The organism is Streptomyces sp. NPDC085460 (genome assembly GCF_044541975.1).
Lineage (GTDB): Bacteria > Actinomycetota > Actinomycetes > Streptomycetales > Streptomycetaceae > Streptomyces.
Map to the genome: position 1 here is coordinate 19,287 of NZ_JBITTO010000019.1, position 25,732 is coordinate 45,018.

18 protein-coding genes, 2 pseudogenes and 2 riboswitches are annotated in these 25,732 nt (G+C 71.7%); of the genes and pseudogenes, 10 read left to right on the plus strand and 10 right to left on the minus strand.

Annotated elements, in window-relative coordinates; all coding sequences use genetic code 11:
* Positions 1-317: 317 nt before the first annotated feature.
* The 3 genes from ACIGHB_RS32630 to aceA form a co-directional block, all read right to left on the minus strand.
* A complete protein-coding gene (locus ACIGHB_RS32630) occupies positions 318-1,211 on the minus strand; it encodes a 3-hydroxybutyryl-CoA dehydrogenase (protein ID WP_399918226.1) in 894 nt (297 codons plus the stop codon).
* Positions 1,208-2,806, minus strand: a complete 1,599-nt coding sequence (aceB, locus tag ACIGHB_RS32635) for a malate synthase A (protein WP_399918228.1) — start codon at positions 2,804-2,806, stop codon at positions 1,208-1,210. The genes ACIGHB_RS32630 and aceB overlap by 4 nt, the downstream gene beginning before the upstream one ends.
* Before the next feature lie 95 nt (positions 2,807-2,901).
* Positions 2,902-4,191, minus strand: coding sequence for an isocitrate lyase (gene aceA / locus ACIGHB_RS32640; RefSeq protein ID WP_399918231.1), 1,290 nt, complete (start codon positions 4,189-4,191; stop codon positions 2,902-2,904).
* A 379-nt stretch (positions 4,192-4,570) separates the two neighbouring features.
* Here aceA and ACIGHB_RS32645 point away from each other — a divergent pair.
* Positions 4,571-5,943 (plus strand): annotated as a pseudogene (locus tag ACIGHB_RS32645) (short-chain fatty acyl-CoA regulator family protein).
* A gap of 8 nt (positions 5,944-5,951) precedes the next feature.
* Here the strand turns inward: ACIGHB_RS32645 and ACIGHB_RS32650 are convergent.
* On the minus strand, positions 5,952-6,866 hold the full coding sequence (locus ACIGHB_RS32650) for an ABC transporter substrate-binding protein (RefSeq protein ID WP_399918232.1): 915 nt from the start codon (positions 6,864-6,866) through the stop codon (positions 5,952-5,954).
* Between the two features lie 110 nt (positions 6,867-6,976).
* A riboswitch (cobalamin riboswitch) is annotated at positions 6,977-7,157 on the plus strand.
* 229 nt (positions 7,158-7,386) lie between these two features.
* Between ACIGHB_RS32650 and ACIGHB_RS32655 the strand changes: the two genes are divergently transcribed.
* From ACIGHB_RS32655 to ACIGHB_RS32675, 5 genes are read left to right on the plus strand one after another with little or no spacing between them, the layout of a single operon-like run.
* On the plus strand, positions 7,387-8,886 hold the full coding sequence (locus tag ACIGHB_RS32655; protein ID WP_399918234.1) for a CoA-acylating methylmalonate-semialdehyde dehydrogenase: 1,500 nt from the start codon (positions 7,387-7,389) through the stop codon (positions 8,884-8,886).
* Entirely contained in the window at positions 8,883-10,034 is a 1,152-nt protein-coding gene (locus ACIGHB_RS32660; RefSeq protein WP_399918236.1) for an acyl-CoA dehydrogenase family protein, read from the plus strand. The genes ACIGHB_RS32655 and ACIGHB_RS32660 overlap by 4 nt, the downstream gene beginning before the upstream one ends.
* A complete protein-coding gene (locus ACIGHB_RS32665) occupies positions 10,031-11,098 on the plus strand; it encodes an enoyl-CoA hydratase/isomerase family protein (protein ID WP_399918238.1) in 1,068 nt (355 codons plus the stop codon). The genes ACIGHB_RS32660 and ACIGHB_RS32665 overlap by 4 nt, the downstream gene beginning before the upstream one ends.
* Positions 11,095-12,012 carry a 3-hydroxyisobutyrate dehydrogenase gene (gene mmsB / locus ACIGHB_RS32670; protein ID WP_399918240.1) on the plus strand — a complete coding sequence of 306 codons (918 nt, stop codon included), beginning with the start codon at positions 11,095-11,097 and terminating at the stop codon, positions 12,010-12,012. Before ACIGHB_RS32665 ends, mmsB begins: the two co-directional genes overlap by 4 nt.
* A complete protein-coding gene (locus ACIGHB_RS32675; protein ID WP_399918242.1) occupies positions 12,009-12,794 on the plus strand; it encodes an enoyl-CoA hydratase in 786 nt (261 codons plus the stop codon). The genes mmsB and ACIGHB_RS32675 overlap by 4 nt, the downstream gene beginning before the upstream one ends.
* A 113-nt stretch (positions 12,795-12,907) precedes the next feature.
* Here ACIGHB_RS32675 and folP read toward each other — a convergent pair whose 3' ends face one another.
* The 5 genes from folP to ACIGHB_RS32700 form a co-directional block, all read right to left on the minus strand.
* A complete protein-coding gene (gene folP, locus ACIGHB_RS32680) occupies positions 12,908-13,750 on the minus strand; it encodes a dihydropteroate synthase (RefSeq protein ID WP_399918244.1) in 843 nt (280 codons plus the stop codon).
* 50 nt (positions 13,751-13,800) lie between these two features.
* On the minus strand, positions 13,801-15,183 hold the full coding sequence (locus ACIGHB_RS32685; RefSeq protein ID WP_399918246.1) for a malate synthase A: 1,383 nt from the start codon (positions 15,181-15,183) through the stop codon (positions 13,801-13,803).
* A 79-nt stretch (positions 15,184-15,262) separates the two neighbouring features.
* On the minus strand, positions 15,263-15,598 hold the full coding sequence (locus ACIGHB_RS32690; protein ID WP_399918248.1) for a hypothetical protein: 336 nt from the start codon (positions 15,596-15,598) through the stop codon (positions 15,263-15,265).
* 109 nt (positions 15,599-15,707) lie between these two features.
* Complete coding sequence (metE, locus tag ACIGHB_RS32695; RefSeq protein WP_399918250.1) at positions 15,708-18,032, minus strand: 5-methyltetrahydropteroyltriglutamate--homocysteine S-methyltransferase; 2,325 nt, start codon at positions 18,030-18,032, stop codon at positions 15,708-15,710.
* 167 nt (positions 18,033-18,199) lie between these two features.
* Positions 18,200-18,422, minus strand: a riboswitch (cobalamin riboswitch).
* 103 nt (positions 18,423-18,525) lie between these two features.
* Complete coding sequence (locus tag ACIGHB_RS32700) at positions 18,526-19,956, minus strand: short-chain fatty acyl-CoA regulator family protein (protein ID WP_399918252.1); 1,431 nt, start codon at positions 19,954-19,956, stop codon at positions 18,526-18,528.
* 187 nt (positions 19,957-20,143) lie between these two features.
* Here ACIGHB_RS32700 and ACIGHB_RS32705 point away from each other — a divergent pair, with 187 nt between their 5' ends.
* From ACIGHB_RS32705 to tsaD, 4 genes and pseudogenes are all read left to right on the plus strand, one after another.
* Positions 20,144-21,664: an MmgE/PrpD family protein gene (locus tag ACIGHB_RS32705; protein WP_399918254.1), complete on the plus strand. Its 1,521-nt coding sequence runs from the start codon at positions 20,144-20,146 to the stop codon at positions 21,662-21,664.
* Positions 21,664-22,569, plus strand: coding sequence for a methylisocitrate lyase (gene prpB, locus ACIGHB_RS32710; RefSeq protein WP_399918256.1), 906 nt, complete (start codon positions 21,664-21,666; stop codon positions 22,567-22,569). The genes ACIGHB_RS32705 and prpB overlap by 1 nt, the downstream gene beginning before the upstream one ends.
* Positions 22,570-22,587: 18 nt before the next feature.
* Positions 22,588-23,721 carry a bifunctional 2-methylcitrate synthase/citrate synthase gene (locus ACIGHB_RS32715; RefSeq protein ID WP_399918258.1) on the plus strand — a complete coding sequence of 378 codons (1,134 nt, stop codon included), beginning with the start codon at positions 22,588-22,590 and terminating at the stop codon, positions 23,719-23,721.
* Positions 23,722-23,958: 237 nt separating this feature from the next.
* Positions 23,959-24,923 (plus strand): annotated as a pseudogene (gene tsaD / locus ACIGHB_RS32720) (tRNA (adenosine(37)-N6)-threonylcarbamoyltransferase complex transferase subunit TsaD); the annotation flags it as partial.
* Positions 24,924-24,967: 44 nt separating this feature from the next.
* Here tsaD and ACIGHB_RS32725 read toward each other — a convergent pair.
* Positions 24,968-25,711, minus strand: a complete 744-nt coding sequence (locus tag ACIGHB_RS32725; protein ID WP_399918260.1) for a hypothetical protein — start codon at positions 25,709-25,711, stop codon at positions 24,968-24,970.
* Between the last annotated feature and the right edge of the window lie 21 nt (positions 25,712-25,732).

The window sequence follows — 25,732 nt, forward strand, 5'->3', positions numbered from 1 at the left end:
CCCCGGAACCGATCCCGATCACCGCGATGTGTTTCGTACCGTCCGACACTGCTCTCCCCTTGACTGCGATCGATTCCCACCACCCAGCGGACCGGTCGGGTACGCGGGGCCCGATCCGGCGACGCCAGGGCGACCGCTTCCGGAACGGGTCCGGTCAGGGCGGACCGGGCCAGGTTGCGGGTGGCCCGCGACGGCCGCTCGGCCGGTGGGGTGGTATGCGGGAGAACGCGAGGGAGGGCGGGAAGCCTCCACGCTTCCCGCCCTCCCAGCACACGGCACCGGACCCTCACCCGGTGCTCGCGCGCCGCCCAGGCCCCTCAGCCCGGACTACCGGGTCTCTCCTCCCGGTCGTACCTGTGGAACCCGCGCCCCGCCTTCCGGCCGAGCAGCCCGGCCTCCACCATGCGCATGAGCAGGGGCGGCGGCGCGTACAGGGGTTCCTTGAACTCCTCGTACAGCGACTCGGCGATGGACGCGACCGTGTCGAGGCCGATCAGGTCGGCGAGCTTGAGGGGGCCCATCGGGTGGGCGCAGCCGAGTTCCATCCCGCGGTCCACGTCCGTGGCGGTCGCGAAACCGGACTCGGTCATGCGGATCGCGGAGAGCAGATACGGGACGAGCAGGGCGTTGACCATGAAGCCGGCCCGGTCGCGCGACTGGATGACGGTCTTGCCGAGGGTGCGGGTGGCGAAGTCCGTCACGTCGCGGGTCACCTCGGCGGCGGTGTGCAGGGTGGTGACGACCTCGACGAGGGGGAGTACGGGTACGGGGTTGAAGAAGTGCAGTCCGACGACCCGGTCGGCCCGGCCGGTGGTCATGCCCAGGCGCATCACGGGGAGGGAGGAGGTGTTCGTGGCCAGGATCGCGGCCGGATCCTCCACGATCTTGTCGAGGGCCGTGAACACCGCCGTCTTGACGTCGCCGTCCTCTGTGACGGCTTCGACGACGAGTTGCCGGTCGGCCAGATCGGTGAGTTCCGCCGTGGTCGCGATCCGGTCGAGGGCGGCTTCGGCCGAGGACCGGTCGAGCTTGCCGCGCTGCACGGCGCGTTCGAGGGAGACGGCGATCCGCTCGCGGGCGGCGGTGGCTGCGGGGCCGGTCGCTTCGCAGAGCAGCGTGTCGAGACCGGCTCGCGCGCACACCTCGGCGATGCCGGCGCCCATCTGACCGCCACCGACGATCCCCACACGGCGGATGTCGGCGGCGCTCATGCCATCGCCTCCGCGGTGGCGGTCTGGACGAGATGGCGCGTGTAGGCCTCGGGGGTGAAGAAGAGGGGTAGTTCGGCGGCGAGCGACGTGCGCTCGAAGAGCCCGCGGATCTCGTCGAGCGCGGCCCACGGGTACTCCGCGCCGAGCCGGGTCAACTCCTCGTCCAGGACCAGGAGCACGTCCTCCCGGTCGATCACCCGGTGCCGCAGCCACTGCCAGATCTGGACGCGGGCGATCTCGGCGGTGGCGGCGTCCTCCATCAGACCGTCGATGGCCACGGCCCCCTGACCGCGCAGCCAGGCGTCGAAGTACCGCAGGGACACGGCGATGTTGGTGCGCACCCCCTCGGCCGTGGGCGGGCCGCTGATCCGGCGGACGGAGAGCAGGTCGGCCGCCGTGGTCTCCACGTCGTCACGCGTCCGGTGGATCTGCTCCGGAAGGTCGCCCAGGACACCGTCGAAGACCTCCCGACACACGGGGACGAGGCCCGGGTGGGCGACCCAGGAGCCGTCGAAGCCGTCCTCGGCCTCCCGCTCCTTGTCGAGCCGCACCTTGGCCAGAGCCGCCTCGTGCGCGGCCGGGTCCTTGCTGGGGACCTGGGCGGCCATGCCGCCGATGGCGTGCGCTCCCCGCCGGTGGCAGGTGCGGACCAGGAGTTCGGTGTACGCCCGCATGAAGGGTGCGGTCATGGTGACCTTCGCGCGGTCGGGGAGCAGGAAGTCGGTGCGGTGGCCGAAGGTCTTGATCAAGCTGAAGAGGTAGTCCCAGCGGCCGGCGTTGAGACCCGCGCTGTGCTCGCGCAACTCGTGGAGGATCTCCTCCATCTGGAATGCCGTGGTGATCGTCTCGATCAGGACGGTGGCGCGGACGGTGCCCCGGGGGATGCCCAGGAGCTCCTGGGCGAGGAGGAACACGTCGTTCCACAGCCGGGCCTCGTAGTGGTTCTCCAGCTTGGGAAGGTAGAAGTACGGGCCGTGTCCGGCGTCGATCTGCCGCTGCGCGCAGTGGAAGAAGTACAGGCCGAAGTCCACCAGCGAGGCCGGGACCGGGCGGCCGTCGAACTCCAGGTGCTCCTCGTCGAGGTGCCAGCCGCGCGGCCGGACCATGATCGTGGCGAGGTGCTCCCCGAGGCGGTACTCCTTGCCCTCCGGCGTGGTGAAGTCGATGCGCCGCTCGATCGCGTCGAGCAGGACCAGCTGCCCGCCGATGACGTTGTCCCAGGTGGGCGCGGTGGCGTCCTCGAAGTCCGCCATCCACACGCGCGCTCCGGAGTTGAGCGCGTTCACCGCCATCCGGCGCTCGGGCGGGCCGGTGATCTCGACCCTGCGGTCGGTCAGGCCCGGCGCGGGCGGGGCCACCCGCCAGGCGCGGTCCGCGCGGACGCCCGAGGTGGCGACCGGGAAGTCGAGCGGGGAACCGGTGGCGAGCCGGATGGCCTGCCGACGGCGCTCCTTCAGGACCCACCGGCGGCGCTCGCCGAAGGCGGCGGCCAGCTTGCCGACGAAGTCGAGGGCGGCGGGGGTGAGGATCTCGTCGTGGCGGTCGCCGGGGGCGGCCAGGACACGGACCTGACGGGTCGGGGCGCTGGTGGTCATCGGACTCTCCTGGGCTGAGAGGGGAACGGGGGCGGGCGGAGACGGTCGCTTGCCCCCGTTCGGCCGGGACGCGAACTGTCCGGTCGCGGTGGTGCTTAGTGGAACTGCTCTTCCTCGGTGGAGCCGGCCAGCGCGGTCGTCGAGGAGGCCGGGTTGACCGCGGTGGACACCAGGTCGAAGTAGCCGGTGCCGACCTCGCGCTGGTGCTTGACGGCGGTGAAGCCCTGTGCTTGGGCGGCGAACTCGCGCTCCTGGAGGTCGACGTAGGCGGTCATGCCGTGCTCGGCGTAGCCGCGGGCCAGGTCGAACATGCCGTGGTTGAGGGAGTGGAAGCCGGCCAGGGTGATGAACTGGAACTTGTAGCCCATGGCGCCGAGTTCACGCTGGAACTTGGCGATCTGGTCGTCGTCCAGGGCCGCCTTCCAGTTGAAGGACGGCGAGCAGTTGTACGCCAGCATCTTGCCCGGGTAGCGGGCGTGCAGGGCCTCGGCGAACTCGCGGGCCTGGGCGAGGTCCGGGGTGCCGGTCTCGACCCAGATCAGGTCGGCGTACGGGGCGTAGGCGAGGCCGCGGGCGATCACCGGGCCCATGCCGTTCTGGACGTGGTAGAAGCCTTCGGAGGTCCGCTCGCCGGTGACGAACGGCGCGTCGCGCTCGTCGATGTCGCTGGTCAGCAGGGTGGCGGCGAGCGCGTCGGTGCGGGCGACGATCAGGGTGGGGACGTCGGCGATGTCGGCGGCGAGCCGGGCCGCGTTGAGGGTGCGGATGTGCTGGGCGGTCGGCACGAGGACCTTGCCGCCGAGGTGGCCGCACTTCTTCTCGGAGGCCAGCTGGTCCTCGTAGTGGATGCCCGCCGCGCCGGCCGCGATCATGGCCTTGGTGAGCTCGAAGGCGTTGAGCGGGCCGCCGAAGCCGGCCTCGGCGTCGGCGACGATCGGCGCGAGCCAGTCCGTGGTGTCGGTGCCGCCCTCGGCGGTGGCGATCTGGTCGGCGCGCAGCAGCGCGTTGTTGATCCGGCGGACCACCTGCGGCACGGAGTTGACCGGGTAGAGGCTCTGGTCGGGGTACGTGTGCCCCGCCTGGTTGGCGTCGGCGGCGACCTGCCAGCCGGAGAGGTAGATCGCCTGGAGCCCGGCCCGCACCTGCTGGACCGCCTGGCCACCGGTCAGGGCGCCCAGCGCGTGGACGTAGTCCAGGTCGTGCAGCTGCCGCCACAGCCGCTCGGCGCCGCGCCGGGCGAGGGTGTGCTCCTCGCGGACGCTGCCCGAGAGGCGTACGACGTCCTCCGCGGTGTACGTGCGCTCGATGCCGGCCCAGCGGGGGTCCGTCGCCCAGCGCGCGGCCAGATCCGCCGCGGCCGCCGTCGTCGTGTTCGTGTCTGCCATGACCGTCACCGTCTCCTTCGGTCGTCCTTTGCCAATTCCGTCAACTATCTGCGCGGCCTGGCACTAAGTGTCCTGTCAAAGGGTGCGGCCCGCCGGGTGCCCGGACGGGCGGAGGTGAGCAATCTGTGCCGATCCGGGTCTTCAAGGCCAGGATTGCCGAAGTCAGGGCATGATCGGGTCCCGGTCCTGCCCTGGACCTGTCGGGTCCGGCGGGCCGCACTCAGACTTTGGCACTGGCACCCAGTGCCATCAACCGTGGATCCATGCCAATTTTTGCGAATCAATCCGCTGCACTTTGCCAACCTTGCTAATGGTGTGGGCGTGTCCGGCTGGCATACGCTGACGCCGAGGGAGGTTCCGAACGATCGGAGGAGCGAGGGTGAGCAAGACGTACGCGGGGGCACGGCTGCGGCGACTTCGCGAGGATCGCGGAATGAGCCAGGCGGAGCTGGCGCGCACCCTGGCCATCTCGCCCAGCTACCTCAATCAGATGGAGCACGACGCCCGAGCGCTCACGGTGCCCGTGCTGCCGCGCCTCACCGAGGGACACCGGCCGCCTCGTCGCGGACCTCCGTGAAGCCCTCTCCGGCGAGCTTGCTGCGGCCCGGGTCTCCCCGTCCGACCTCGCCGACCTGGCCTCGCGGATTCCGGCGGTCGCCCGGGTCCTGGTCGACCTGGGGCGGCGCAACCAGCGTCTCGCCGAACGGATCGCCGACGCGGCGGACCCGAGGGGATCGGATCCGGAGCTGCCGCGCTCCCCGCACGAGGAGATCCGCGACTTCTTCTACCGCAGGCAGAACTACCTGCACGAGACCGATCTCGCGGCCGAGGCGCTCGCGGCGGAGATCGGCATCCGGCCCGGCGAGATCATCAGTGCCCTGAGCGGGCGGCTCTCCGACCGGCACGGCGTCCGTTTCTCCACCGAGACGGGAGACCGGCTGCACTCCTACGACGAGAAGACCCGCATCCTGCGGTTGTCCGCCCGCCTCCGCCCCGGCCAGCGCGCCTTCCGGCTCGCCACGCAGCTCGCGCTGCTGGAGTACGGGGACGGCCTGGACCGGCAGGCGGCCGAGGACTTCCCCTCGGACGGCCCGGCCCACCAGCTGGCGCGCATCGGCATCGCGAACTACTTCGCCGCCGCGCTGATCCTCCCCTACACGGCGTTCCACACGGCGGCAGAGGAGTTCCGGTACGACATCGAACGACTCACCGACCGCTTCGGGCTCAGCTACGAGACGGTCTGCCACCGCCTGAGCACCCTCCAGCGCCCCCGCCTGCGCGGCGTCCCCTTCTCCTTGGTCCGCGTCGACCGGGCCGGCAACATGTCCAAGCGGCAGTCCGCCACCGGCTTCCACTTCTCCCGCGCCGGCGGCACCTGCCCGCTGTGGAACGTGTACGAGGCGTTCGCCGCGCCGGGCCGCATCCACGTCCAGATCGCCGCCATGCCCGACGGGCAGCGCTACCTGTGGACGGCCCGCGCCGTCACCCGGCACCGGGGCGGCTGGGGCGAGCCCGGAAAGACCTTCGCGATCGGCCTCGGCTGCGAGATCCGCCACGCCCACCGGCTCGTGTACTCGGACGGACTCGACCTCGACAACGCGGCCGCCGCCACCCCGATCGGCATGGGCTGCCGCGTCTGCGAACGCCTAGACTGCCCCCCAGCGCGCGGCCCCGCCCCTCGGGCGACCGCTCAGAATCGACCAGAACGCGAGCACCTTCGTCCCGTATCCGGTCGTCGACCCCTCGGACTGACCCGGGGATCAGGGGAGCGGGAACGCCTCGGCCGTCGACACGGGGTCCCCGGCCCGGACCCCGTGGAGGACGTGCGCGAGAACCTCCGCGCCGCGCACCACCCGGGGGCCCGGCCGGTTGAAGTAGGCGGGCCCGTCCAGCACCCACACCGCGCCCGACCGTACCGCCGGCAGATCGTCCCAACCGGGGAGGGAGGTCAACAGGTCGCGCTCGCGCACGGTCCGTTCGGGCGGGAAGCCGCACGGCAGGACCAGGAGGACGTCGGGGCGGACAGCCTGGACGGCCTCCCATGTCATCGGCTTCGTGTGCTCTCCGGGAGCGGCGAGGAACGGTTCGCCGCCGGCGCAGGTGATCTGTTCGGGCACCCAGTGTCCCGCGGGCCACAGCGGATCGAGCCACTCGACCGCCACGACCCGGGGCCGGGGCCGGCCCGCCGTGAGGCCACGTACCGCGGCCAGCCGACCGCGCAGCTCCTCGCGCCGCCGCTCGGCCCGCTCACGCACGCCCAGGAGCTCACCGACCGTGACCAGGCAGTCCAGGACGTCGTCCAGGGTGCGGGGCTCCAGGCTGAGGACTCGGGAACCGCCGTCCAGGACGCGCACCGCGCGTGAGACAGCCTCGTAGGACACCGCGCAGACATCGCACAGGTCCTGCGTGAGCACGACATCGGGCGCGAGAGCGGCGAGAGCCCTGGCGTCGAGGGTGTAAAGCGAGGAGCCGCCGTGCGCCGCGCCGCCGACCGCCGCGGAGATCTCCCGGCTGGTCAGGTCCTCGGACGAGAACCCGGCGGTGGTGACCACCGGCACCCCGGCCACGTCCCGCGGCGGCCAGTCGCATTCATGGGTCCGTCCCACCAGGTCGGCGGCCAGCCCGAGCTCGGCCACGATGTCGGTCGCCGCGGGCAGCAAGGAGACGATGCGCATGGTCCGAGCCTATGGGGTTCCTCGCCGGTCACGCGGGCTCGCGCGGTCGACTGTCCAGACGTCCTGGCCGTGACGGGGTGGGGGTGGACTTACTAGGACGTCCAACTATATGTTCGTGACGAGCCCGCGGTGCAGGGAAGCCGGTGTGATTCCGGCGCGGTCCCGCCACTGTGACCGGGGAGTGTGCTCTTCCAGCAGGTCAGGCCACTGACGGAAACCATCCGTCGGGAAGGCCGGAGAGCATGCGCTGATCCGGGAGTCAGGATACCGGCCGTGGGGTGTTCCGTGTTGTCCACGAGGATGGAGCAGACACGCATGGCACCGGTACGTGACCACGGCCCTGGTGATCCGGCGGAGTACCCGAAACCCGAGGCCCTGTCCCCGCGTTCGTGACTCGACGAAGGCGTCCCCGCCTTCCCCTGTCCCGCGGCGGCACCCGCGTGCGCGCATCCCGATCGGTGCGTCCTCGCGGTCCTCGCCGCGCCTTCCTCGGATCCGTACCTGACGAGAGCAGGCTTCGATGGTCCGCGAACTCACCCATTTCATCGGCGGCAAGCACACCGTCGGCACGTCCGGTCTCTTCGCCGACGTGTACGACCCCAACACCGGCGCCGTCCAGGCCAGGGTTCCCCTGGCCGGGCGCGCCGACACCGAGGCGGCGATCGCCGACGCCGAGACGGCCCAGCAGGAGTGGGGCCGGTGGAATCCGCAGCGACGTGCCCGCGTCCTGCTGCGCTTCCTCCAACTCGTGGAGGGGGAGCGGGACTCCTTGGCCCGGCTGCTCTCCGCCGAACACGGCAAGACCGTCGCCGACGCGCACGGCGACCTTCAACGCGGCCTGGAGGTCGTCGAGTTCGCCGCCGGCATCCCGCACCTCCTCAAGGGAGAGTTCACCGACAACGCCGGCACCGGCATCGACGTCCACTCACTGCGCTCCCCGCTCGGCGTCGTCGCCGGGATCACCCCCTTCAACTTCCCGGCGATGATCCCGCTGTGGAAGGCCGCACCCGCCCTGGCCTGCGGCAACGCCTTCATCCTCAAGCCGTCCGAGCGCGACCCCTCGGTACCTCTGCGGCTCGCCGAGCTGTTCCTGGAGGCGGGCCTGCCGCCGGGCGTGCTGAACGTGGTCAACGGAGGCAAGGAGGCCGTCGACACGCTCCTCGAAGACCCCCGCGTCCAGGCTCTGGGCTTCGTCGGATCCACCCCGATCGCCGCGCACATCTACGCCACCGCCGCCGCGCACGGAAAGCGCGCCCAGTGCTTCGGCGGCGCCAAGAACCACATGATCGTGATGCCCGACGCCGACCTCGACCAGGCCGCCGAGGCGCTGATCGGCGCCGGCTACGGCTCGGCGGGCGAGCGCTGCATGGCCATCTCCGTGGCCGTCCCGGTGGGGGAGGAGACCGCGGACGCGCTGGTGGCGAAGCTGAAGGAGCGCATCGCCTCCTTGCGCATCGGCACCTCCGACGACCCGGACGCCGACTTCGGGCCTCTCGTCAGCCGGGACGCCCTGGACCGGGTGAACCGCTACATCGGCATCGGTGTCGACGAGGGAGCGGAACTCGTCGTCGACGGGCGGGGGTTCACCTTGCCCGGCCACGAGAACGGCTTCTTCGCGGGAGCCTCCCTCTTCGACCGCGTCACTCCGTCCATGCGGATCTACCAGGAGGAGATCTTCGGCCCGGTGCTGTGTGTCGCACGGGCCGCCGACTACGAGGAGGCCCTGCGGCTGCCGAGCGAGCACCCGTACGGCAACGGCGTGGCGATCTTCACCCGGGACGGGGACACCGCCCGCGACTTCACCCGACGTGTCGGCGCCGGCATGGTCGGCGTGAACGTCCCGATCCCGGTCCCGGTGGCGTACCACACCTTCGGCGGCTGGAAGCGCTCGGGCTTCGGGGACCTGAACCAGCACGGCCCCGACTCGATCCGCTTCTACACCCGGACCAAGACCGTCACCTCGCGCTGGCCCTCCGGGGTCAAGGAGGGCTCGAGCTTCACCATGCCGACGATGGGATGAGCGCCGTGACCACCCTCACCGAGGACCAACTGGCCCTCGCCGAAGTCACCCTGGACTTCGCCCAGGAACAGCTCGCCCCGCACGCCGTGGCCTGGGACCAGGACAAGCACTTCCCCGTCGACGTCCTCCGTAGGGCCGCCGCGCTCGGCCTCGGCGGCGTCTACGTACGGGAGGAGCACGGCGGCTCCGGGCTGACCCGGGCCGACGGCGTCCTCGTCTTCGAGACCCTGGCCACCGGCTGCCCCTCGATCGCCGGCTACCTCTCCATCCACAACATGGTCGCCTGGATGATCGACCGGTACGGAAGCCCCGCTCAGCGTGCCCGCTGGCTCCCGGACCTCTGTGCCGCCGAGACCCTGGGCAGCTACTGCCTCACCGAACCGGGCGCCGGATCGGACGCCGCCGCCCTGCGCACCCGCGCCGAACGGGATGGCGACCACTACGTCCTGACCGGCGTGAAGCAGTTCATCTCCGGCGCGGGCACCTCCGACCTGTACATCGTGCTGGCCCGCACCGGCGGAGGCGGCCCCGGCGGGATCTCCGCCTTCGTCGTCGAACGCGGCGACCCGGGAGTCTCCTTCGGCGCGAACGAACGCAAGATGGGCTGGAACGCCCAGCCCACCCGCCAGGTGGTGCTCGACGGCGTGCGCATCCCCGCCGACCGGCGCCTCGGCGCCGAGGGCGAGGGCTTCCGCATCGCCATGCACGCGCTCAACGGCGGCCGCCTCGGCATCGCGGCCTGCTCCCTCGGCGGCGCCCAGAGCGCCCTCGACCGCAGCCTCGCCCACCTCGCCGACCGCGAGGCCTTCGGCGCACGACTGCTCGACGCCCAGGCCCTCCAGTTCCGCCTCGCCGACATGGCCACCGAACTCACCGCCGCCCGCGCGCTGGTGCGGCAGGCCGCCGACGCCCTCGACCGCGGCGACCCGGCCGCGGTGCAGCTCTGCGCCATGGCCAAGCGGTTCGCCACCGACACCGGCTTCTCCGTCGCCGACCGGGCCCTCCAGCTCCACGGCGGCTACGGCTACCTCAGTGAGTACGGCATCGAGAAGATCGTCCGGGACCTGCGCGTCCACCGGATCCTGGAAGGGACCAACGAGATCATGAACGTCATCGTCGCGCGCGGCCTGACGGAGAGCCTCCGATGACCGACGACGTCCTCGTCAGCACCGAGGGCCGCACCGGCCGCCTGATCCTCAACCGGCCCCGGGCACTGAACGCGCTCACCCATCCCATGGTGCTGCGCATCGAGGAGGCACTCACCGCCTGGCGGGACGATCGCGCCGTCGAAGCGGTGGTGATCTCCGGCGCGGGGGAGCGCGGACTGTGCGCGGGCGGCGACATCCGCGCCATCCACGAGGACGCACGGAACGGCGGTACGGCCTCGGCGGACTTCTGGCGGGACGAGTACCGGCTCAACGCCCTCATCGCCCGCTACCCCAAGCCCTACGTGGCCCTCATGGACGGCATCGTGATGGGCGGGGGCGTCGGCGTCTCGGCCCACGGCACCGTACGGATCGTCACCGAACGCTCCCGGGTCGCCATGCCGGAGACCGGCATCGGCTTCGTCCCCGACGTCGGCGGGACCTACCTGCTCGCGCTGGCGCCCGGCGAGCTGGGCACCCACCTCGCCCTGACCGGGGCGCCGGTCGGCGCCGCCGACGCCCTGCTGTGCGGGCTCGCCGACCACTTCGTACCGTCCGGACGGCTCGACCGGCTGCTGGAGGACCTCGCGCGGACCTCCGTGCACGACGCCCTGGCTGCACACGTGGGCCAGGTACCACCCGGTGAACTGGCCGCCCGCCGGGAGTGGATCGACCACTGCTACGCCGCCGGCACCGTCGAGGAGATCGTCGACCGGCTCGTCGCGAGTGGTGTCCCGGCGGCGAAGGAGGCCGCCACCACCCTGTCCGCCAAGTCACCGACCGCGCTCAAGGTGACCCTGACCTCGCTGCGCCGCGCCCGTGGTCTCGGCCCGCTGGAGCGCGTCCTGGAGCAGGAGTACCGCGTCTCGTGCGCGGCGCTGACCTCGCCCGACCTGGTCGAGGGAATCCGGGCCCAGGTCATCGACAAGGACCGCGACCCCCGCTGGTCCCCCGCCCGTCTGACGGCCGTTACCGACGAGGACGTGGCCCGCTACTTCACCCCGCTCGGCGGCGACCGCGAGCTGCGGCTCCCTTCCCCCGACCCGCTTCAGGAGGTGCCCTGGTGACCCCCGTCATCGGCTTCATCGGCCTCGGCCACATGGGCGGCCCCATGGCCGCCAACCTCGTCGCCGCCGGCCACCGCGTCCTCGGGTTCGACCTCGTCCCCGACGCGCTGGTGACCGCCGCCGCGGCCGGAGTGGAGACCGCCGACTCGGCACGGGCCGCGGCCGCCGGAGCGGACGTCGTGATCACGATGCTGCCCGCGGGCCGCCATGTCCTCGCCCTCTACCAGGACGAGGGCCTCCTGGCCGCCGCCCGACCCGGAACCCTCTTCGTCGACTGCTCCACCATCGACGTCGCCGACGCGCGCGCCGCCCACGACGCCGCCACGGCCGCCGGACACCGCGCCCTCGACGCCCCCGTGTCGGGCGGGGTCGTCGGAGCCGAAGCCGCCACCCTCACCTTCATGGCGGGAGGCGGAGAAGCGGAGTTCCACGAGGCCGAACCACTCCTCGCGACCATGGGGAAGAGGGCCGTGCACTGTGGTGGCGCGGGCGCCGGGCAGGCCGCCAAGATCTGCAACAACATGATCCTCGGCATCTCGATGATCGCCGTCAGCGAGGCCTTCGTCCTCGGCGAGAGCCTCGGCCTCTCCCACCAGGCGCTCTACGACGTCGCCTCCACCGCCTCCGGCCAGTGCTGGGCCCTCACCACCAACTGCCCTGTTCCCGGCCCCGTACCGACCAGCCCCGCCAACCGCGACTACCGCCCCGGCTTCGCCGCCCCGCTCATGGCCAAGGACCTCGGACTCGCCGCCAACGCCCTGCGCGCGGGCGGCATCGACGCGGGGCTCGGCCTGCGAGCAGCCGAGATGTACACCGCCTTCGCCGAGGGTTCGGGAGCGGCACAGGACTTCTCCGGGATCGTCCATGCCCTGCGCGCCGCCGCCGAAGCACCGAAGGGAACGACCACCGCATGACCACGACCGACTACGAGACGATCACCGTGGAGCGTACGGGCAGCCGTACGGCACTGCTCACCCTCAACCGGCCCAAGGCGCTCAACGCCCTGAACCTCCAGGTCATGGAGGAGGTCGTGGCCGCCACCGAGGCACTCGACCGGGACCCGGACGTCGGCTGCGTCGTCATCACCGGCTCCGCGAGGGCCTTCGCGGCCGGCGCGGACATCAAGGAGATGCAGCCCCAGGGGTACATGGACATGTACCTCACCGACTGGTTCACCGCCTGGGACCGGCTCGGGAGCCTCCGCACCCCCACCGTCGCCGCCGTCTCCGGCTACGCCCTGGGCGGCGGCTGCGAACTCGCCATGCTCTGCGACATCCTGCTGGCCTCCGACACGGCGGTCTTCGGGCAACCGGAGATCAAGCTGGGAGTCATCCCCGGCATCGGCGGCTCGCAGCGCCTCACCCGCGCCGTCGGCAAGGCCAAGGCCATGGAGCTGTGCCTGACGGGCCGGACGATGGACGCCGCAGAAGCGGAACGTGCGGGCCTCGTCTCTCGTATCGTCCAGGCCGACGACCTCCTTCCCGAGGCCCTCGCGGTCGCGGCGACCGTGGCGGGGATGTCGAAGCCAGTCGCGATGATGGCCAAGGAGGCCGTGAACCGCGCCTTCGAGACCACCCTCGCGGAAGGAGTCCGCTTCGAACGCCGCCTGTTCCACGCGGTGTTCGCCACCGCCGATCAGAAGGAGGGCATGTCGGCCTTCGTCGACAAGCGGGCCCCGGACTTCACCCACCGCTGACCCGCCCGGCCGCTTCCTCGCGCCACGGAGAGGAAGCGGCCGCCGGCGACGCACCTGGCTGCCGGTCAGGAGGCGGCCGTGAGCGTCGGTCAGGAGACGGACTCGGCCGCCCGTCAGGGGGCGGACGCGAGCGCGTGCGCGACCCTGACCGCGTCCGCCGTGGCGCGTACGTCATGGACCCTGACGGCCCAGGCACCCCGGTGGGCGACGATCGCGGAGAGGGCGGCCGTCGCGGCGTCGCGGTCACGGGCGTGGGGAGGCGTGCCGTCCGCGCCAGTCAGGATGTGGCCCAGGAACCTCTTGCGTGACCCTGCGACCAGGACGGGGTAGCCTAGCGCACGGAGCTCGGCCAGCCCTGCGACCAAACGGAGATCATGCTCCGGCTGCTTGGCGAACCCCAGCCCCGGGTCCACCACGAGCCGTTCCCGGGGAACGCCCGCGGCCACCACGGCCTCCACCCGGGCGCCGAGTTCCGCGACGACCTCGCGCACCACGTCCCCGTACACCGCTCGTCGGTTCATGTCGCGGCTGAAGCCCCGCCAGTGCATGACGACGAAGGGGACGCCGCCGGCAGTGACGGCGGGGACCATTCCGGGGTCTGCCAGACCCCCGCTCACGTCGTTGACGAGGACCGCGCCGGCGTCGATCGCCCGGGCGGCGACCGACGCGCGCATGGTGTCGACGGACACGAGCACCCCTTCGGCCGCGAGCGCGCGCACGACGGGCACGACGCGCCGCAGCTCTTCCTCCTCATCGACCCGGGAGGCACCGGGCCGAGTCGACTCGCCACCGACGTCGACCAGGTCGGCGCCTTCTGCGACAAGATCCACCCCGTGCTTCACCGCCGCTGCCGGGTCGAACCAGCGGCCACCGTCGGAGAAGGAGTCGGGGGTCACGTTCACCACCCCCATGACGGCGCACCGATCCCATCGAGGCAATCCGGCGACGATGCCCATGCCTTCGTCCTCGTGCTGCCGAGGTACGCCCGTCCGGGCCTGGAGCGCGCTCACGCCGAGCCCCCCGTAGGGCAGATCAGGCTCCGCCGGTACGTGTCCGGAGTCAGCAGAGGCGGCAGTTCGTCCTCCAGGAGGGTCCTTTCGAGGACTCCCCGGGCCGCGGCGACCAGCGCGCCGGGGTGTTGGCGGGCCATCGCGGCGGATGCGACGTCGATGAGGGCGTGGAGGTCGGACGGGGAGACCAGACGCTGTCTGCGCCACTGCCACAGCCGGGCACGGGTGAGTTCGGCGGTGGCGGTTTCCGTGAGCCGCCTGCCGGGAACAGCCGTCCCCCGTCCGCGCAGCCAGGTCTCGGTGTGCCGCAGCGCGAGGGCCACGGCGGACCGGAGCTGCTGCCTTGAGGGCGCTTGCGCCGGACCCGGCGGGCGTACGGCCAGCAGGTCGGCGGCGCGCACCGGCGCGTCGTCGGTCACAGGGGTGATCTCGGTGAGATCGCCCGTTGCGCGGGCGTTCCTGCGCTCGCAGGTGCGGACGATGAGCGCGGCGTACGACCGCATGCAGGGCGCGGTCAGGGAGGTATCGGACCCGTCCGGAAGCAGGAAGGGGGTCCGGTGGCCGAAGGCACCGATCACGCTGAAGAGGTAGTGCCAGGGATCGGTGGCGAGTCCGGAGCTGTGCTCGCGCAGTTCGTAGAGGATCTCCTCCATCTCGAACGCGGCCGTGACCGTGTCGATGACGACGGTGGCCCGGACCGTGCCGCGCGGGATGCCGAGGAGGTCCTGGGCCAGGAGGAACACGTCGTTCCACAGGCGCGCCTCGAACCGGTTTTCCAGCCCGGACAGGTGGAAGCAGGGGACGGAACCAGCGGAGGTCAGGAGCCGCGCGCAGTGGAAGAAGTACAGGCCGAAGTCGACGAGCGTGGCGGAGACGGGAGGGCCGTCGCCCCTGAAGCGTTCCTCCTCCAGGTGCCAGCCGCGGGGGCGGACGACGAGGGTGGGGGCGGTGCGGCGTCGGCAGACGTCGAGGAGGGTGCGCTGACCGGCGAGGATGTTCTCCCGGAGCGGGGAGGGGACCTCCGTGAAGTCGGCGATCCACACGTCGGCACCGGAGGCGAGGGCGTGCGCCGCCGCTCCGGCGTTCGGCGGCCCCGTGAACTCCCTTTGCCGGCCAGTCAGGCCCGGCGCCGGCGGCGCCACCCGCCAGTGCGGATCGTCGCGGACGGCCGAGGTGGCACGGGGGAAGTCCAGCTGACGACCTGAGGCCAGGCTGTCGGAACGGTGACCGCGCGCCGTGAGGATCTCGCGGCGACGGCGTGCGAACGCGGCGTCCAGCCGCGCCACGAAGTCCAGCGCCTCGGGGGTCAGGATCTCGACGTGGTGGTCACCAGGGGGGCCGGGGACTCCGACGTGTTGGCTCGTATCAGGGGTGGACATGCTGTGTTTCTCCGTCATCAGGCCGCTTTCGCGGGATACCAGGACGCGCCGCAACGGTCTCGCCGCTGGGTCCAGGCCGTCACCGCCTCCTCCGCAGTCCCGCACGGTCGCGGCTCTTCCCGGCCACACGATGGGCGCGCGCGATGAGGTCGGGTGCCGAGGAGAGCAGCGCGGTCACCGGACGCCCAGCGTCCGCGGCCGGCCCGCACCCGGTGACGCGCTCCGCTTCGAGTGCGGTGACCAGCGCCGACAACAGGTCGTTCGTGACCTTGAGCGTCTCGCGGACGATACGCAGCCGGGATCCCAGCGCCCCGACCTGACGGCGCATGGACAGGAGGGCGGCGTATTCCTGGGGTGTCAGCGCCACCATGGGCTGCCCGTCGACGGTGATGTGCCGGGGTTTCGGCTTCGCCACGTGAGCACCCTTCGTCACCCGCGTTTCGTGATGGCCAGGCCGTGCCGCTGCTGTCCGGCGGGTCGCCCGGGCCGGACGGCGAAGCGTCCGGTCCGGGCTTGCGGGGGTGTCAGCCGTTGTCGGCGGTCAGTCCCGCCCTGACCTCGCGGGCGGCGGTGACGAGGTTTTCCAGAGAGGCGCGGGTCTCGGTCCAGCCGCGGGTCTTGAGTCCGCAGTCGGGGTTGACCCAGAGCCGCTCGGCGGGGATGGCCTCCAGGCCCTTGCGCAGCAGCGCGGCGGCCTCCTGCGTGCTGGGGACGCGGGGGGAGTGGATGTCCCAGACACCCGGACCGGCCTCGCGCGGGTAGCCGTGCTCGGCGAGTTCACCGGCGACCTGCATGTGGGAGCGGGCGGCTTCCAGGCTGATGACGTCGGCATCGAGGTCGTCGATGGCCTGGACGATGTCGCCGAACTCGGCGTAGCACATGTGCGTGTGGATCTGGGTGTCGGGCCGGACACCGCTGGTGGAGAGCCGGAAGGATTCGGTCGCCCAGTCGAGGTAGGAGGCGTGGTCGGCGGCCCGCAGGGGAAGCGTCTCGCGCAGGGCGGGCTCGTCGACCTGGATGACCGAAGTGCCCGCGGCCTCCAGGTCGTTCACCTCGTCGCGCAGGGCGAGGGCGACCTGGCGGGCCGTGTCGCCGAGCGGCTGGTCGTCACGGACGAACGACCAGGCGAGCATGGTGACCGGACCGGTGAGCATGCCCTTGACCGGCTTGCTGGTCTGCGCCTGCGCGTAGGTGGTCCAGCGCACCGTCATCGGTTCGGGGCGGGAGATGTCCCCGGCGAGGACCGGGGGCCGGACGTAGCGGGTGCCGTACGACTGCACCCAGCCGTGCTGCGTGGCGACGTAGCCCGTGAGCTGCTCGGCGAAGTACTGCACCATGTCGTTGCGTTCGGGCTCGCCGTGGACCAGGACGTCGATCCCGGTTTTCTCCTGGAAGGAGAGGACCTCGCGGATCTCGTCCTTGATCCGCTCCTCGTATCCGGCCGTGTCGATCCGGCCTGCGCGCAGGTCGGCGCGGGCCACGCGGAGTTCGTCGGTCTGCGGGAAGGAGCCGATGGTCGTCGTCGGCAGCACCGGAAGGCCCAGGTGGGCGCGCTGGGCGGCGGCCCGCTCGGCGTACGGCTGGGAGCGGCGGCCGTCCGCGTCGGTGATCGCGGCGGTGCGGGCGCGTACGGCCGGGTCGCGGGTGATGGCGGAGCCGGTACGGGAGGCCAGGTCCGCCCGGTTGGCGGCCAGTTCTGCGCTGATCGCGTCGGTGCCGCCCGCGAGGCCGCGGGCGAGGGTGACGACCTCGGTGGTCTTCTGGCGGGCGAAGGCGAGCCAGCGACGGATCTGCGGGTCGATGTCGCGCTCGGCGGTCGCGTCCAGAGGGACGTGCAGGAGTGAGCAGGAGGCAGCCACGTCGACGCGGTCGGCGAGACCGAGCAGGGTGGCGAGGGTGGCCAGGGACTTCTGGTAGTCGTTGATCCAGATGTTGCGGCCGTTGACGATGCCCGCGACCAGGCGCTTGCCGGGCAGTCCGCCGACGCCCGCGAGGTCGTCGAGGTTGGCGGCGGCGCGGTCGGTGAAGTCGAGGGCGAGGCCGTCCACGGGGGCTGAGGCGAGCACCTGGAGCGCGTCGCCGAGCCGGTCGAAGTAGGAGGCGACGAGCAGCTTGGGCCGGTCGGTGAGCGCGCCGAGGTCGCGGTAGGCGCGGGTGGCGGCGTTCAGTTCGGCCGGGGTGCGGTCCTGGACGAGGGCGGGCTCGTCGAGCTGGACCCACTCGGCGCCCGCCGCGCGCAGGTCGGCGAGGACCTCGGCGTAGACCGGGAGCAGCCGGTCGAGGAGGGTGAGCGGGTCGAAGTCGTCGGCCACGCCGGGGGCGGGCTTGGCGAGGAGGAGGTAGGTGACGGGGCCGACGAGGACCGGGCGGGCGGTCAGGCCGAGGGCGAGCGCTTCCTTCAGCTCGGCGACCTGCTTGGCGGAGTCGGCGGTGAAGACCGTGTCCGGGCCGAGTTCGGGGACCAGGTAGTGGTAGTTGGTGTCGAACCACTTGGTCATCTCCAGTGGCGCGACGTCCTGGGTGCCGCGGGCCATGGCGAAGTAGCCGTCGAGCGCGTCCGCCTCGACGGCGGCGCGGTGGCGCGCGGGGACAGCGCCGACCATGACACTGGTGTCCAGGACGTGGTCGTAGAACGAGAAATCACCGGTCGGAACCTCGTGGATGCCGGCGTCGGCCAGCTGCTGCCAGTTCGAACGGCGCAGGTCGGCGGCGGTGGTCCGGAGGGCGTCGGCGGTGATGCGGCCCTTCCAGTACCCCTCGACGGCCCTCTTCAGTTCGCGGTTCTGACCCTGGCGGGGGTAGCCGTACACGGTGGCTCGTGCTGCCGCGGCTGCGGGCTTCGCTGTCACGGAACTCTCCTTCGCGAGATGTGTCCAGAAACATCCCGGATGACGAGACGCGGACGCGAAGGGAACGACAAAACGCGCGGACCATGTCACGGGAAGACTCCGTGCACGCCGCTCGCTGTGTACGCCGACCCGCCCACGAGGTCACCGGAATGGCCGCGCGCGGAATCGTCCGCGTGCGGGCAACGGGCAGGTCTTCGGACTCGCGGGCACGCTCTCCTCCCGGAGGGCACCTACTGGCCGTCGCTTCCCAGGACCGTTGTCCGGTCCCAGTGCGTATGACGGCGGTCGTTCCCGCTCACCGCTGCGGGGCAGTCCCGGATTCCCACCGGGTTCCCTCTTACGACGCATCCCGCCTGGCGGACGGGGCGAACCAGCTGCCCGGCCAGACTAGGGTGCCGGTCTCCCAGCGGCGAGCCCGTGTCCACCATACGGACGATGAAATGAGACAGATGGCCGGAGTGAGGAGGGACGCCGGGCGGCGAACCGCACGGTTTCAGCGCTCGGACACCACCGGGTACGGCACCAGGGCGCGCCGGTCGGGGTCGACGGCGAGGACACCGCCGGCGGGCGGCCGGGCGCGCTGGGCGCAGTCCTGGCGTTCGCAGATCCGGCAGCCCAGACCGATCGGGGTGGCGGCGCGGGGGTTGTGCAGGGCGATTCCCTCCGCGTAGACCAGGCGTGGCGCGTGGCGCAGCTCGCAGCCCAGCGCGACGGCGAAGTCGGCGCGCGGCGCGTGGTGGCCGAATCCTCCCCTGGCCACCGTCCGGGCGATCCAGAAGTACTTCTTGCCGTCCGGCATCTCGGCCACCTGGGTGAGGATCCGGCCGGGCGCGGAGAACGCCTCGTACACGGTCCACAGCGGGCAGGTGCCGCCAAGACGTGAGAAGTGGAAGTCGGTGGCGGACTGCCGCTTGGAGATGTTGCCCGCGCGGTCGGCCCGCAGAAAGGAGAAGGGCACCCCGCGGCGGCCGGTGCGCTGGAGCGTGCTCAGCCGGTGGCAGACCGTCTCGAATCCGACGCCGAAGCGTGCCTGGAGCAACTCGATGTCGTAGCGGAGCTCTTCGGCCGCCGTGTGGAAGGCGGTGTACGGCATGAGGACCGCGCCGGCGAAGTAGTTGGCGAGGCCGATGCGTGCCAGACCCTCCGCCTGGGGTGAGGTGAGCGCGGCCGCGTCGACCAGCTGGTCGAGGAGCGCCCCGTGCTCCAGGAACGCCAGCTGCGTGGCGAGTTGGAAGGCGCTCTGCCCTTCACTGAGCCAGGGGGAGATCAGGAGTACGCCGCTGTCCGCGTCGAAGCGACGGGCGTCGGCCGACCGCTCCGGGCCCGACCGGAGCACCTTGATGCCGTGCCCGACTGTGAGACGTTTCGTGAGGGCGTCCGCCGCGCGGCCCGCGCGGCCGATGCCGAGGGCCTCGGCGATCGCCTCGGCCTCCGTCTCCAGGGCGGCGAAGTGGTTGTGGTGGGCGTAGAAGAAGTCCCGTACCTCGTCGTGGGGTTCGGCGGGCAGCAGCCCCGCGGTGTCCTCGGGTGAGGCAAGGGCCGCCACCCGTTCGGAGGCGTCCCGGTAGCGCTGATGGAGGGTGACGAGGGCGCGGGCCACCTCCGGATGGTCACGGGCCACGTCGGCGATCTCGTCCTGCGCTATCGGGGCGCCGCAAGCCTCGTCCCCGAGGGCCGCCCGCAGGTCCGTGGCCAGACGCTCCTCCTCGGCCTCGGAGAAGAACTCCGGATCGATGCCGAACACCTCGGCGATCCGAAGCAGCACGGGCGCGGTCAGCGGACGCTGGCTGTGCTCGATCTGGTTGAGGTAGCTGGTGGACAGACCCAGGGTGCGCGCGAGCTCGACCTGGTTCATGCCCCGCTCGCGACGCAGCCTGCGCAGTTTCGCGTGCGCGTAGATCTTCCTTCCGGCGGCCCGTCCCATGCGAATCAGGCTCCTCTCCTGCTGCCCCCTTCATGTGAAGGTAGCATCCGCAGATTTCGCAAGATTCGCAGTTTCGCAGCTGTGGCATGGACGGATTACGCACAGTGGCTCCCTCGATCCGCCCCCTGTCGGCGGGGAAGACTCGCTGACGTACACGCCATCCACCGCACCCGCCGCGAGGAGTCCCGTGATCGACCACCAGGTACGCGTCCACCCCAGCGCCGACCGCCTGCCCCGCGAGGAGCAGCTCGCCTGGAAGCTGGCCGTCGTGGCCACCGGCACCCAGGAAGCGCCGGACCTCGACGCCGAGGCATCGGAGATGGTGATCAACCGGATCATCGACAACGTCGCGGTCGCGGTCGCGTCGCTGCGCCGCCGCCCGGTCGCGGTCGCCCGAACCCAGGCCGCCGGCCACCGGGCGGCTCCGGGCGCCTCGGCCTTCGGACTCCCGGCCGGGACCCTGCTCTCCCCCGAGTGGGCGGCCTGGGCCAACGGCACCGCCGTACGCGAGCTGGACTTCCACGACACCTACCTGGCCGCCGACTACTCCCACCCCGGCGACAACATCCCCCCGCTCCTCGCGGTCGCCCAGCACACCGGCCGCTCCGGGGCCGACCTGCTGCGCGGCATCACCGCCGCCTACGAGATCCACGTCGCCCTGGTGAAGGGCATCTGCCTGCACGCCCACCGCATCGACCACGTCGCCCACCTCAGCGCCGCCACCGCCGGCGGCGTCGGAGCGATGCTGCGCCTGGACACCGAGACCGTGTACCAGGCCATCCAGCAGGCCGTGCACACCACGACCGCGACCCGGCAGTCCCGCAAGGGTGAGATCTCCAGCTGGAAGGCGTTCGCCCCGGCCTTCGCCGGGAAGGCCGCGATCGAGGCCGTGGACCGGGCCATGCGCGGCGAGGGGTCGCCCTCGCCGATCTACGAGGGTGAGGACGGCTTCCTCGCCTGGATGCTCGACGGCCCCGAGGCCTCCTACACCGTGACGCTGCCCGAGCCCGGCGAAGCGCGCCGCGCGATCCTCGACACGTACACCAAGGAGCACTCCGCCGAGTACCAGGCCCAGGCGATCATCGACCTGGCCCGGGGACTGCGGGAGAAGGCCGGGCCGCTGGACAAGGTCCGCTCGATCGTGCTCCACACCAGCCACCACACGCACCAGGTGATCGGCTCCGGCTCCGGCGACCCGCAGAAGTACGACCCGACTGCCAGCCGCGAGACCCTCGACCACTCGGTGCCGTACATCTTCGCCGTCGCCCTGGAGGACGGCGGCTGGCACCACGAGCGCTCCTACGCCCCCGAGCGCGCCCAGCGCCCGGAGACGGTCGAGCTGTGGCAGAAGATCTCCACCGTCGAGGACCCCGAGTGGACCCGCCGCTACCACGACCCCGACCCGGCGCGCCGGGCCTTCGGCGGCCGCGCCGTGATCACCCTCGACGACGGCACCGTGATCGAGGACGAGCTCGCCGTCGCCGACGCCCACCCCGCCGGCGCCCGCCCCTTCGACCGGGCCGGCTACACCGCGAAGTTCCGCACGCTCACCGACGGCATCGTCACGCCCGCCGACCAGGACCGCTTCCTGGAGACTGCCGCCCGCCTCGCGGAGCTGGACACCGCCGGACTGGCCGACCTCTTCCCGGCCGTCGACACGGACGTCGTCGCCGCGTACGACGCGGGCCTCCCGAAGGGCCTGTTCTGATGCTCCACACGCACACCACGCCCGCGTCCCGCCGCCGCCACTTCCGCGAGCAGCTCGCTTCCGGTCGGCTGCTGCGGATCCCGGGCGCCATCAACCCATACTCGGCCAAGCTCATCCAGGAAGCCGGATTCGAAGCCGCCTACCTCTCCGGAGCCGTCCTCGCCGCCGACCTGGGTCTGCCCGACATCGGCCTGACCACCTCGACCGAGATCGCCGCCCGCGCCGCGCAGACCACGCGGGTCACCGACCTGCCCGTCCTCATCGACGCGGACACGGGCTTCGGCGAGCCCATGAACGCCGCCCGCACCGTCCAACTCCTGGAGGACGCGGGCCTGGCGGGCCTCCACCTCGAAGACCAGGTCAACCCCAAGCGCTGCGGACACCTCGACGGCAAGACCGTCGTGCCGAGCGACGAGATGATCCGGCGGCTCCGCGCCGCCGTCGACGCCCGCCGCGACCCGGACTTCCTCCTCATGGCCCGCACCGACGCCCGCTCGATCGAGGGCCTCGACGCCGCCATCGACCGGGCCAAGGCCTACGTGGACGCCGGCGCCGACGCGATCTTCCCCGAAGCCCTCGCCGACGAGTCCGAGTTCGAAGCCTTCCGCAAGGCCGTCGACGTACCCCTGCTCGCCAACATGACCGAATTCGGCAAGAGCAGGCTCCTCGACACGGCCACCCTCGAAAACCTCGGCTACAACATCGCGCTCTACCCCGTCACCTTCTTCCGTCTCGCCATGGGAGCCGTCGAGGACGGCCTGCGCACCCTCGCGGCCGAGGGCACCCAGGAGTCCCTGCTGCCCCGCATGCAGACCCGCTCCCGCCTGTACGAGGTGCTCGGCTACGAGGACTACAGCACCTTCGATTCAGCCGTCTTCGACTTCACCCTTCCGCCCGGCAACTGACCCGCACCGGAGGCCACCATGACCGCCACCGCACCCGAGATCCACCGAGGTCTCTCCGGTGTCGTCGTCGACACCACCGCCATCTCCACCGTCATCCAGGAGACCAACTCCCTCACCTACCGCGGCTACCCCGTCCAGGACCTCGCCGCCCGCTGCACCTTCGAGGAAGTCGCTCACCTCCTGTGGCACGGCGAACTGCCCGACGCGGAACAGGTGCGCGCCTTCCAGGCGCAGGAGCGCGCCCTGCGCCCCCTGGACCGCACCACCGCCGAAGTACTCGCCCGCCTGCCCGAGACCTGCCACCCGATGGACGTGCTGCGCACGGCCGTCAGCTTCTTCGGCTCGGAGGACCCCACCGAGGACGACGGCAGCATCGCCGCCAACCGCACCAAGTCCCTCTCTCTGCTGGCCAAGCTCCCGACCGTCGTCGCCGCCGACCACCGGCGCCGCCACGGCCTCGCCCCGCTCCAGCCCGACGCGTCCCTCGGTTATGCCGAGAACTTCTTCCACATGTGCTTCGGCGAGGTACCCGATCCGGCTGTGGTCCGCAGCTTCGAGATCTCCCTCATCCTTTACGCCGAGCACAGCTTCAACGCCTCCACCTTCACTGCCCGCGTCGTCACCTCCACCCTCTCCGACCTGTACAGCGCGGTCACCGCGGCCATCGGCGCCCTCAAGGGCCCGCTGCACGGCGGCGCCAACGAGGCCGTGATGCACATGCTGAACGAGATCGGCGACCCGGAGAAGGCGGGGGAGTGGCTGGACGACGCGTTGGCCACCAAGCGCAAGATCATGGGCTTCGGACACCGTGTCTACAAGAACGGCGACTCCCGGGTCCCGATCATGCAGGAGGCCACCGACCGCCTCGTCGCCCGCGCCGCCGCCCCCGACGTGACCCGCCTCGCCACCCTCCACGCCGCCCTGCGCCACGAGATGATCAGCCGCAAGGGAATCCATCCGAACCTCGATTACCCGGCGGGCCTCGCGTACCACCTCATGGGCTTCGACATCCCGATGTTCACCCCCATCTTCGTGATGAGCCGCATCACCGGCTGGAGCGCCCACATCACCGAACAGCTCGAACACAACGCCCTGATCCGCCCGCTCGGCGCCTACAACGGCCCCGGACAGCGTCCCCTCCCCGGCCACTGACCCAGGCGTGACGGCCCCCGCAGCCTCGGCTCACGCGGCTCCAGTCGCAGGGCCCCGACCGCCTCTCACCGCACCGGGGGCCGGAGGGTGAGGCCGCGTACCCCTGCCCGCCCACCCGGGATGCTGACCCTGGCGGCAGCGACCGGGCGCCGCGGAACCCACCGGCCGAGTACCTTTTTGCATATCACTTGTAATTGCGTGAGATAGGCGAAAGAGGTCGGCGTCGCAGCTCCGGTAGTGCTCGGGATCGAGTCTTCGTGCGATGAGACGGGCGCGGGCATCGTCTCCGGCGGGAGACTGCTGGCCCACGTGGTGGCGACGAGCATGGACGAACATGCGCGCTTCGGCGACGTGGTGCCGGAGACGATGCCCGCGCGCACCTCCAGGCATTCAACCCGGTCGTCCAGGAGGCGCTCGACCAGGCCGGGCTGCGGCTGCGCGACATCGACGCCGTCGCCGTCACCACCGGCCCCGGCCTCTCGGGCGCACTCCAGGTCGGTCTGGCCGGGGCGAAGACCTTGGCGTACGCGGCCGGTGTACCCCTGTACGGCGTGCACCACCTCGCCGGGCACGTCGCCGCCGACACCCTGGAACACGGCCCGCTGCCCGATCCGTGCATGGTGCTGATCGTCTCCGGCGGCCACACCTCCCTGCTCCTCGTACGCGACCTGGTACGCGATCCGATCCTGCACCTGGGCGACACCATCGACGACGCGGCCGGCGAGTGCTTCGACAAGGTCGCCCGGGTCTTCGGCCTGCCCTACCCGGGCGGCCCGGCCATCGACCGCGCCGCCCGCGGCGGCAACCCCGGCCCGGTCGCCTTCCCGCGGCCCCTGCTCGGGTCGAAGGACCACCCCTACGGCTTCTCCTTCCCCGGACTCAAGACGGCCGCCGCCCGCTGGGCCGAGCAGCACCACCAGAGCGGTGCGCGGCTCCCGATCGCCGACGGCGCCGCCTCCCTCCAGGAGGCGGTCGCGGACGTCCTGACCCGCAAGGCGCTCGCCGCCTGCCGGGAGTACGACGTGCGCACCCTCGTCGTGGTGGGCGGGGTGGCCGCGAACTCCCGGGTGCGGGCCCTGGCGGAGGAGCGGTGCGCGGCCGCGAGGGTCGAACTCCGGGCCCCGCCCATGACCCTGTGCACCGACAACGGCGCCATGATCGCCGCCGTCGGCGACCTCCTCGTCCGCGCCCCCTCGCCGCCGACCTGGGTCTGCCCGACATCGGCCTGACCACCTCGACCGGTCGGTTACGACGGCGTCGGAGCGGCGCGCTCGAGCCTGGCCAGGAGTTCGCCTTCGGCCAAGGCGAACTCGGCGGGGAGCCCGGGCAGCAGGGCAAGGGCGGCAGCGATGAATTCCGCCGTCGCCCGCGGGTCCTCCCGGACCGCCCGGAACAGCACTTCCGCGTCCATCGGGACCAGCCGCCAGCGCCACAGAGGGTGGGCGTGCGTCGCCGCGTAGTGGTCGGTCAGGGTCTCGACGGGCGACAGTGCGGCACCGCACCGACGCAGGAACATCGCCAGGCCGTACCGGTTGATGAGGTCACAGATCTCCCCGGGGTGGGCCCGGTCGCGGTGGTGCGCGTCGTGGATCTCGTAGATCACGGCGTACACGAGTGCCAGTTCCCGGTCTGTGTGTGGCAGGGGAAACGGTTCGTCCCGCAGCAACGCCTCCACATCGGCCGGGCTGACGAGGGGGCGACGGCCCGCGCCGCTGGTGGGCGAAACCGCGAGACGGACGGCGCCGAGTGCGACGGCGCCCTCCGACAGCACGCGCACGTACCGAAGGCCCTCGCCCGCCTCCGGTTCGGCCTCCCGGCAGGCCGCCATGACCTGCGACACCGTCGGCCCGTCGGTCCACGTGAACGTCCACTCCTGCGCCGAGCCGGACCACGTGGCCTCGACCACCCCCAGCCGCCGGTGGTCGAGGTCGAATCGGTCGGTGAGCGTACGAGCGAGTCGGCGAAGGCGCGTAGCGCGGGTTGAAGCCATCGGACCTCAGTATCCACCGGG

What these genes read in the sequence shown, in the direction of transcription:
- ACIGHB_RS32700 (WP_399918252.1), bottom strand. Translation starts at nt 19,956, where the DNA reads ATGGGACGGGCCGCCGGAAGGAAGATCTACGCGCACGCGAAACTGCGC.
- aceB (WP_399918228.1), bottom strand. Translation starts at nt 2,806, where the DNA reads ATGACCACCAGCGCCCCGACCCGTCAGGTCCGTGTCCTGGCCGCCCCC.
- ACIGHB_RS32675 (WP_399918242.1), top strand. Translation starts at nt 12,009, where the DNA reads ATGACCACGACCGACTACGAGACGATCACCGTGGAGCGTACGGGCAGC.
- prpB (WP_399918256.1), top strand. Translation starts at nt 21,664, where the DNA reads ATGCTCCACACGCACACCACGCCCGCGTCCCGCCGCCGCCACTTCCGC.
- ACIGHB_RS32655 (WP_399918234.1), top strand. Translation starts at nt 7,387, where the DNA reads ATGGTCCGCGAACTCACCCATTTCATCGGCGGCAAGCACACCGTCGGC.
- folP (WP_399918244.1), bottom strand. Translation starts at nt 13,750, where the DNA reads ATGGGCATCGTCGCCGGATTGCCTCGATGGGATCGGTGCGCCGTCATG.
- ACIGHB_RS32650 (WP_399918232.1), bottom strand. Translation starts at nt 6,866, where the DNA reads ATGCGCATCGTCTCCTTGCTGCCCGCGGCGACCGACATCGTGGCCGAG.
- aceA (WP_399918231.1), bottom strand. Translation starts at nt 4,191, where the DNA reads ATGGCAGACACGAACACGACGACGGCGGCCGCGGCGGATCTGGCCGCG.
- ACIGHB_RS32725 (WP_399918260.1), bottom strand. Translation starts at nt 25,711, where the DNA reads ATGGCTTCAACCCGCGCTACGCGCCTTCGCCGACTCGCTCGTACGCTC.
- ACIGHB_RS32685 (WP_399918246.1), bottom strand. Translation starts at nt 15,183, where the DNA reads ATGTCCACCCCTGATACGAGCCAACACGTCGGAGTCCCCGGCCCCCCT.
- ACIGHB_RS32660 (WP_399918236.1), top strand. Translation starts at nt 8,883, where the DNA reads ATGAGCGCCGTGACCACCCTCACCGAGGACCAACTGGCCCTCGCCGAA.
- ACIGHB_RS32630 (WP_399918226.1), bottom strand. Translation starts at nt 1,211, where the DNA reads ATGAGCGCCGCCGACATCCGCCGTGTGGGGATCGTCGGTGGCGGTCAG.
- ACIGHB_RS32665 (WP_399918238.1), top strand. Translation starts at nt 10,031, where the DNA reads ATGACCGACGACGTCCTCGTCAGCACCGAGGGCCGCACCGGCCGCCTG.
- ACIGHB_RS32715 (WP_399918258.1), top strand. Translation starts at nt 22,588, where the DNA reads ATGACCGCCACCGCACCCGAGATCCACCGAGGTCTCTCCGGTGTCGTC.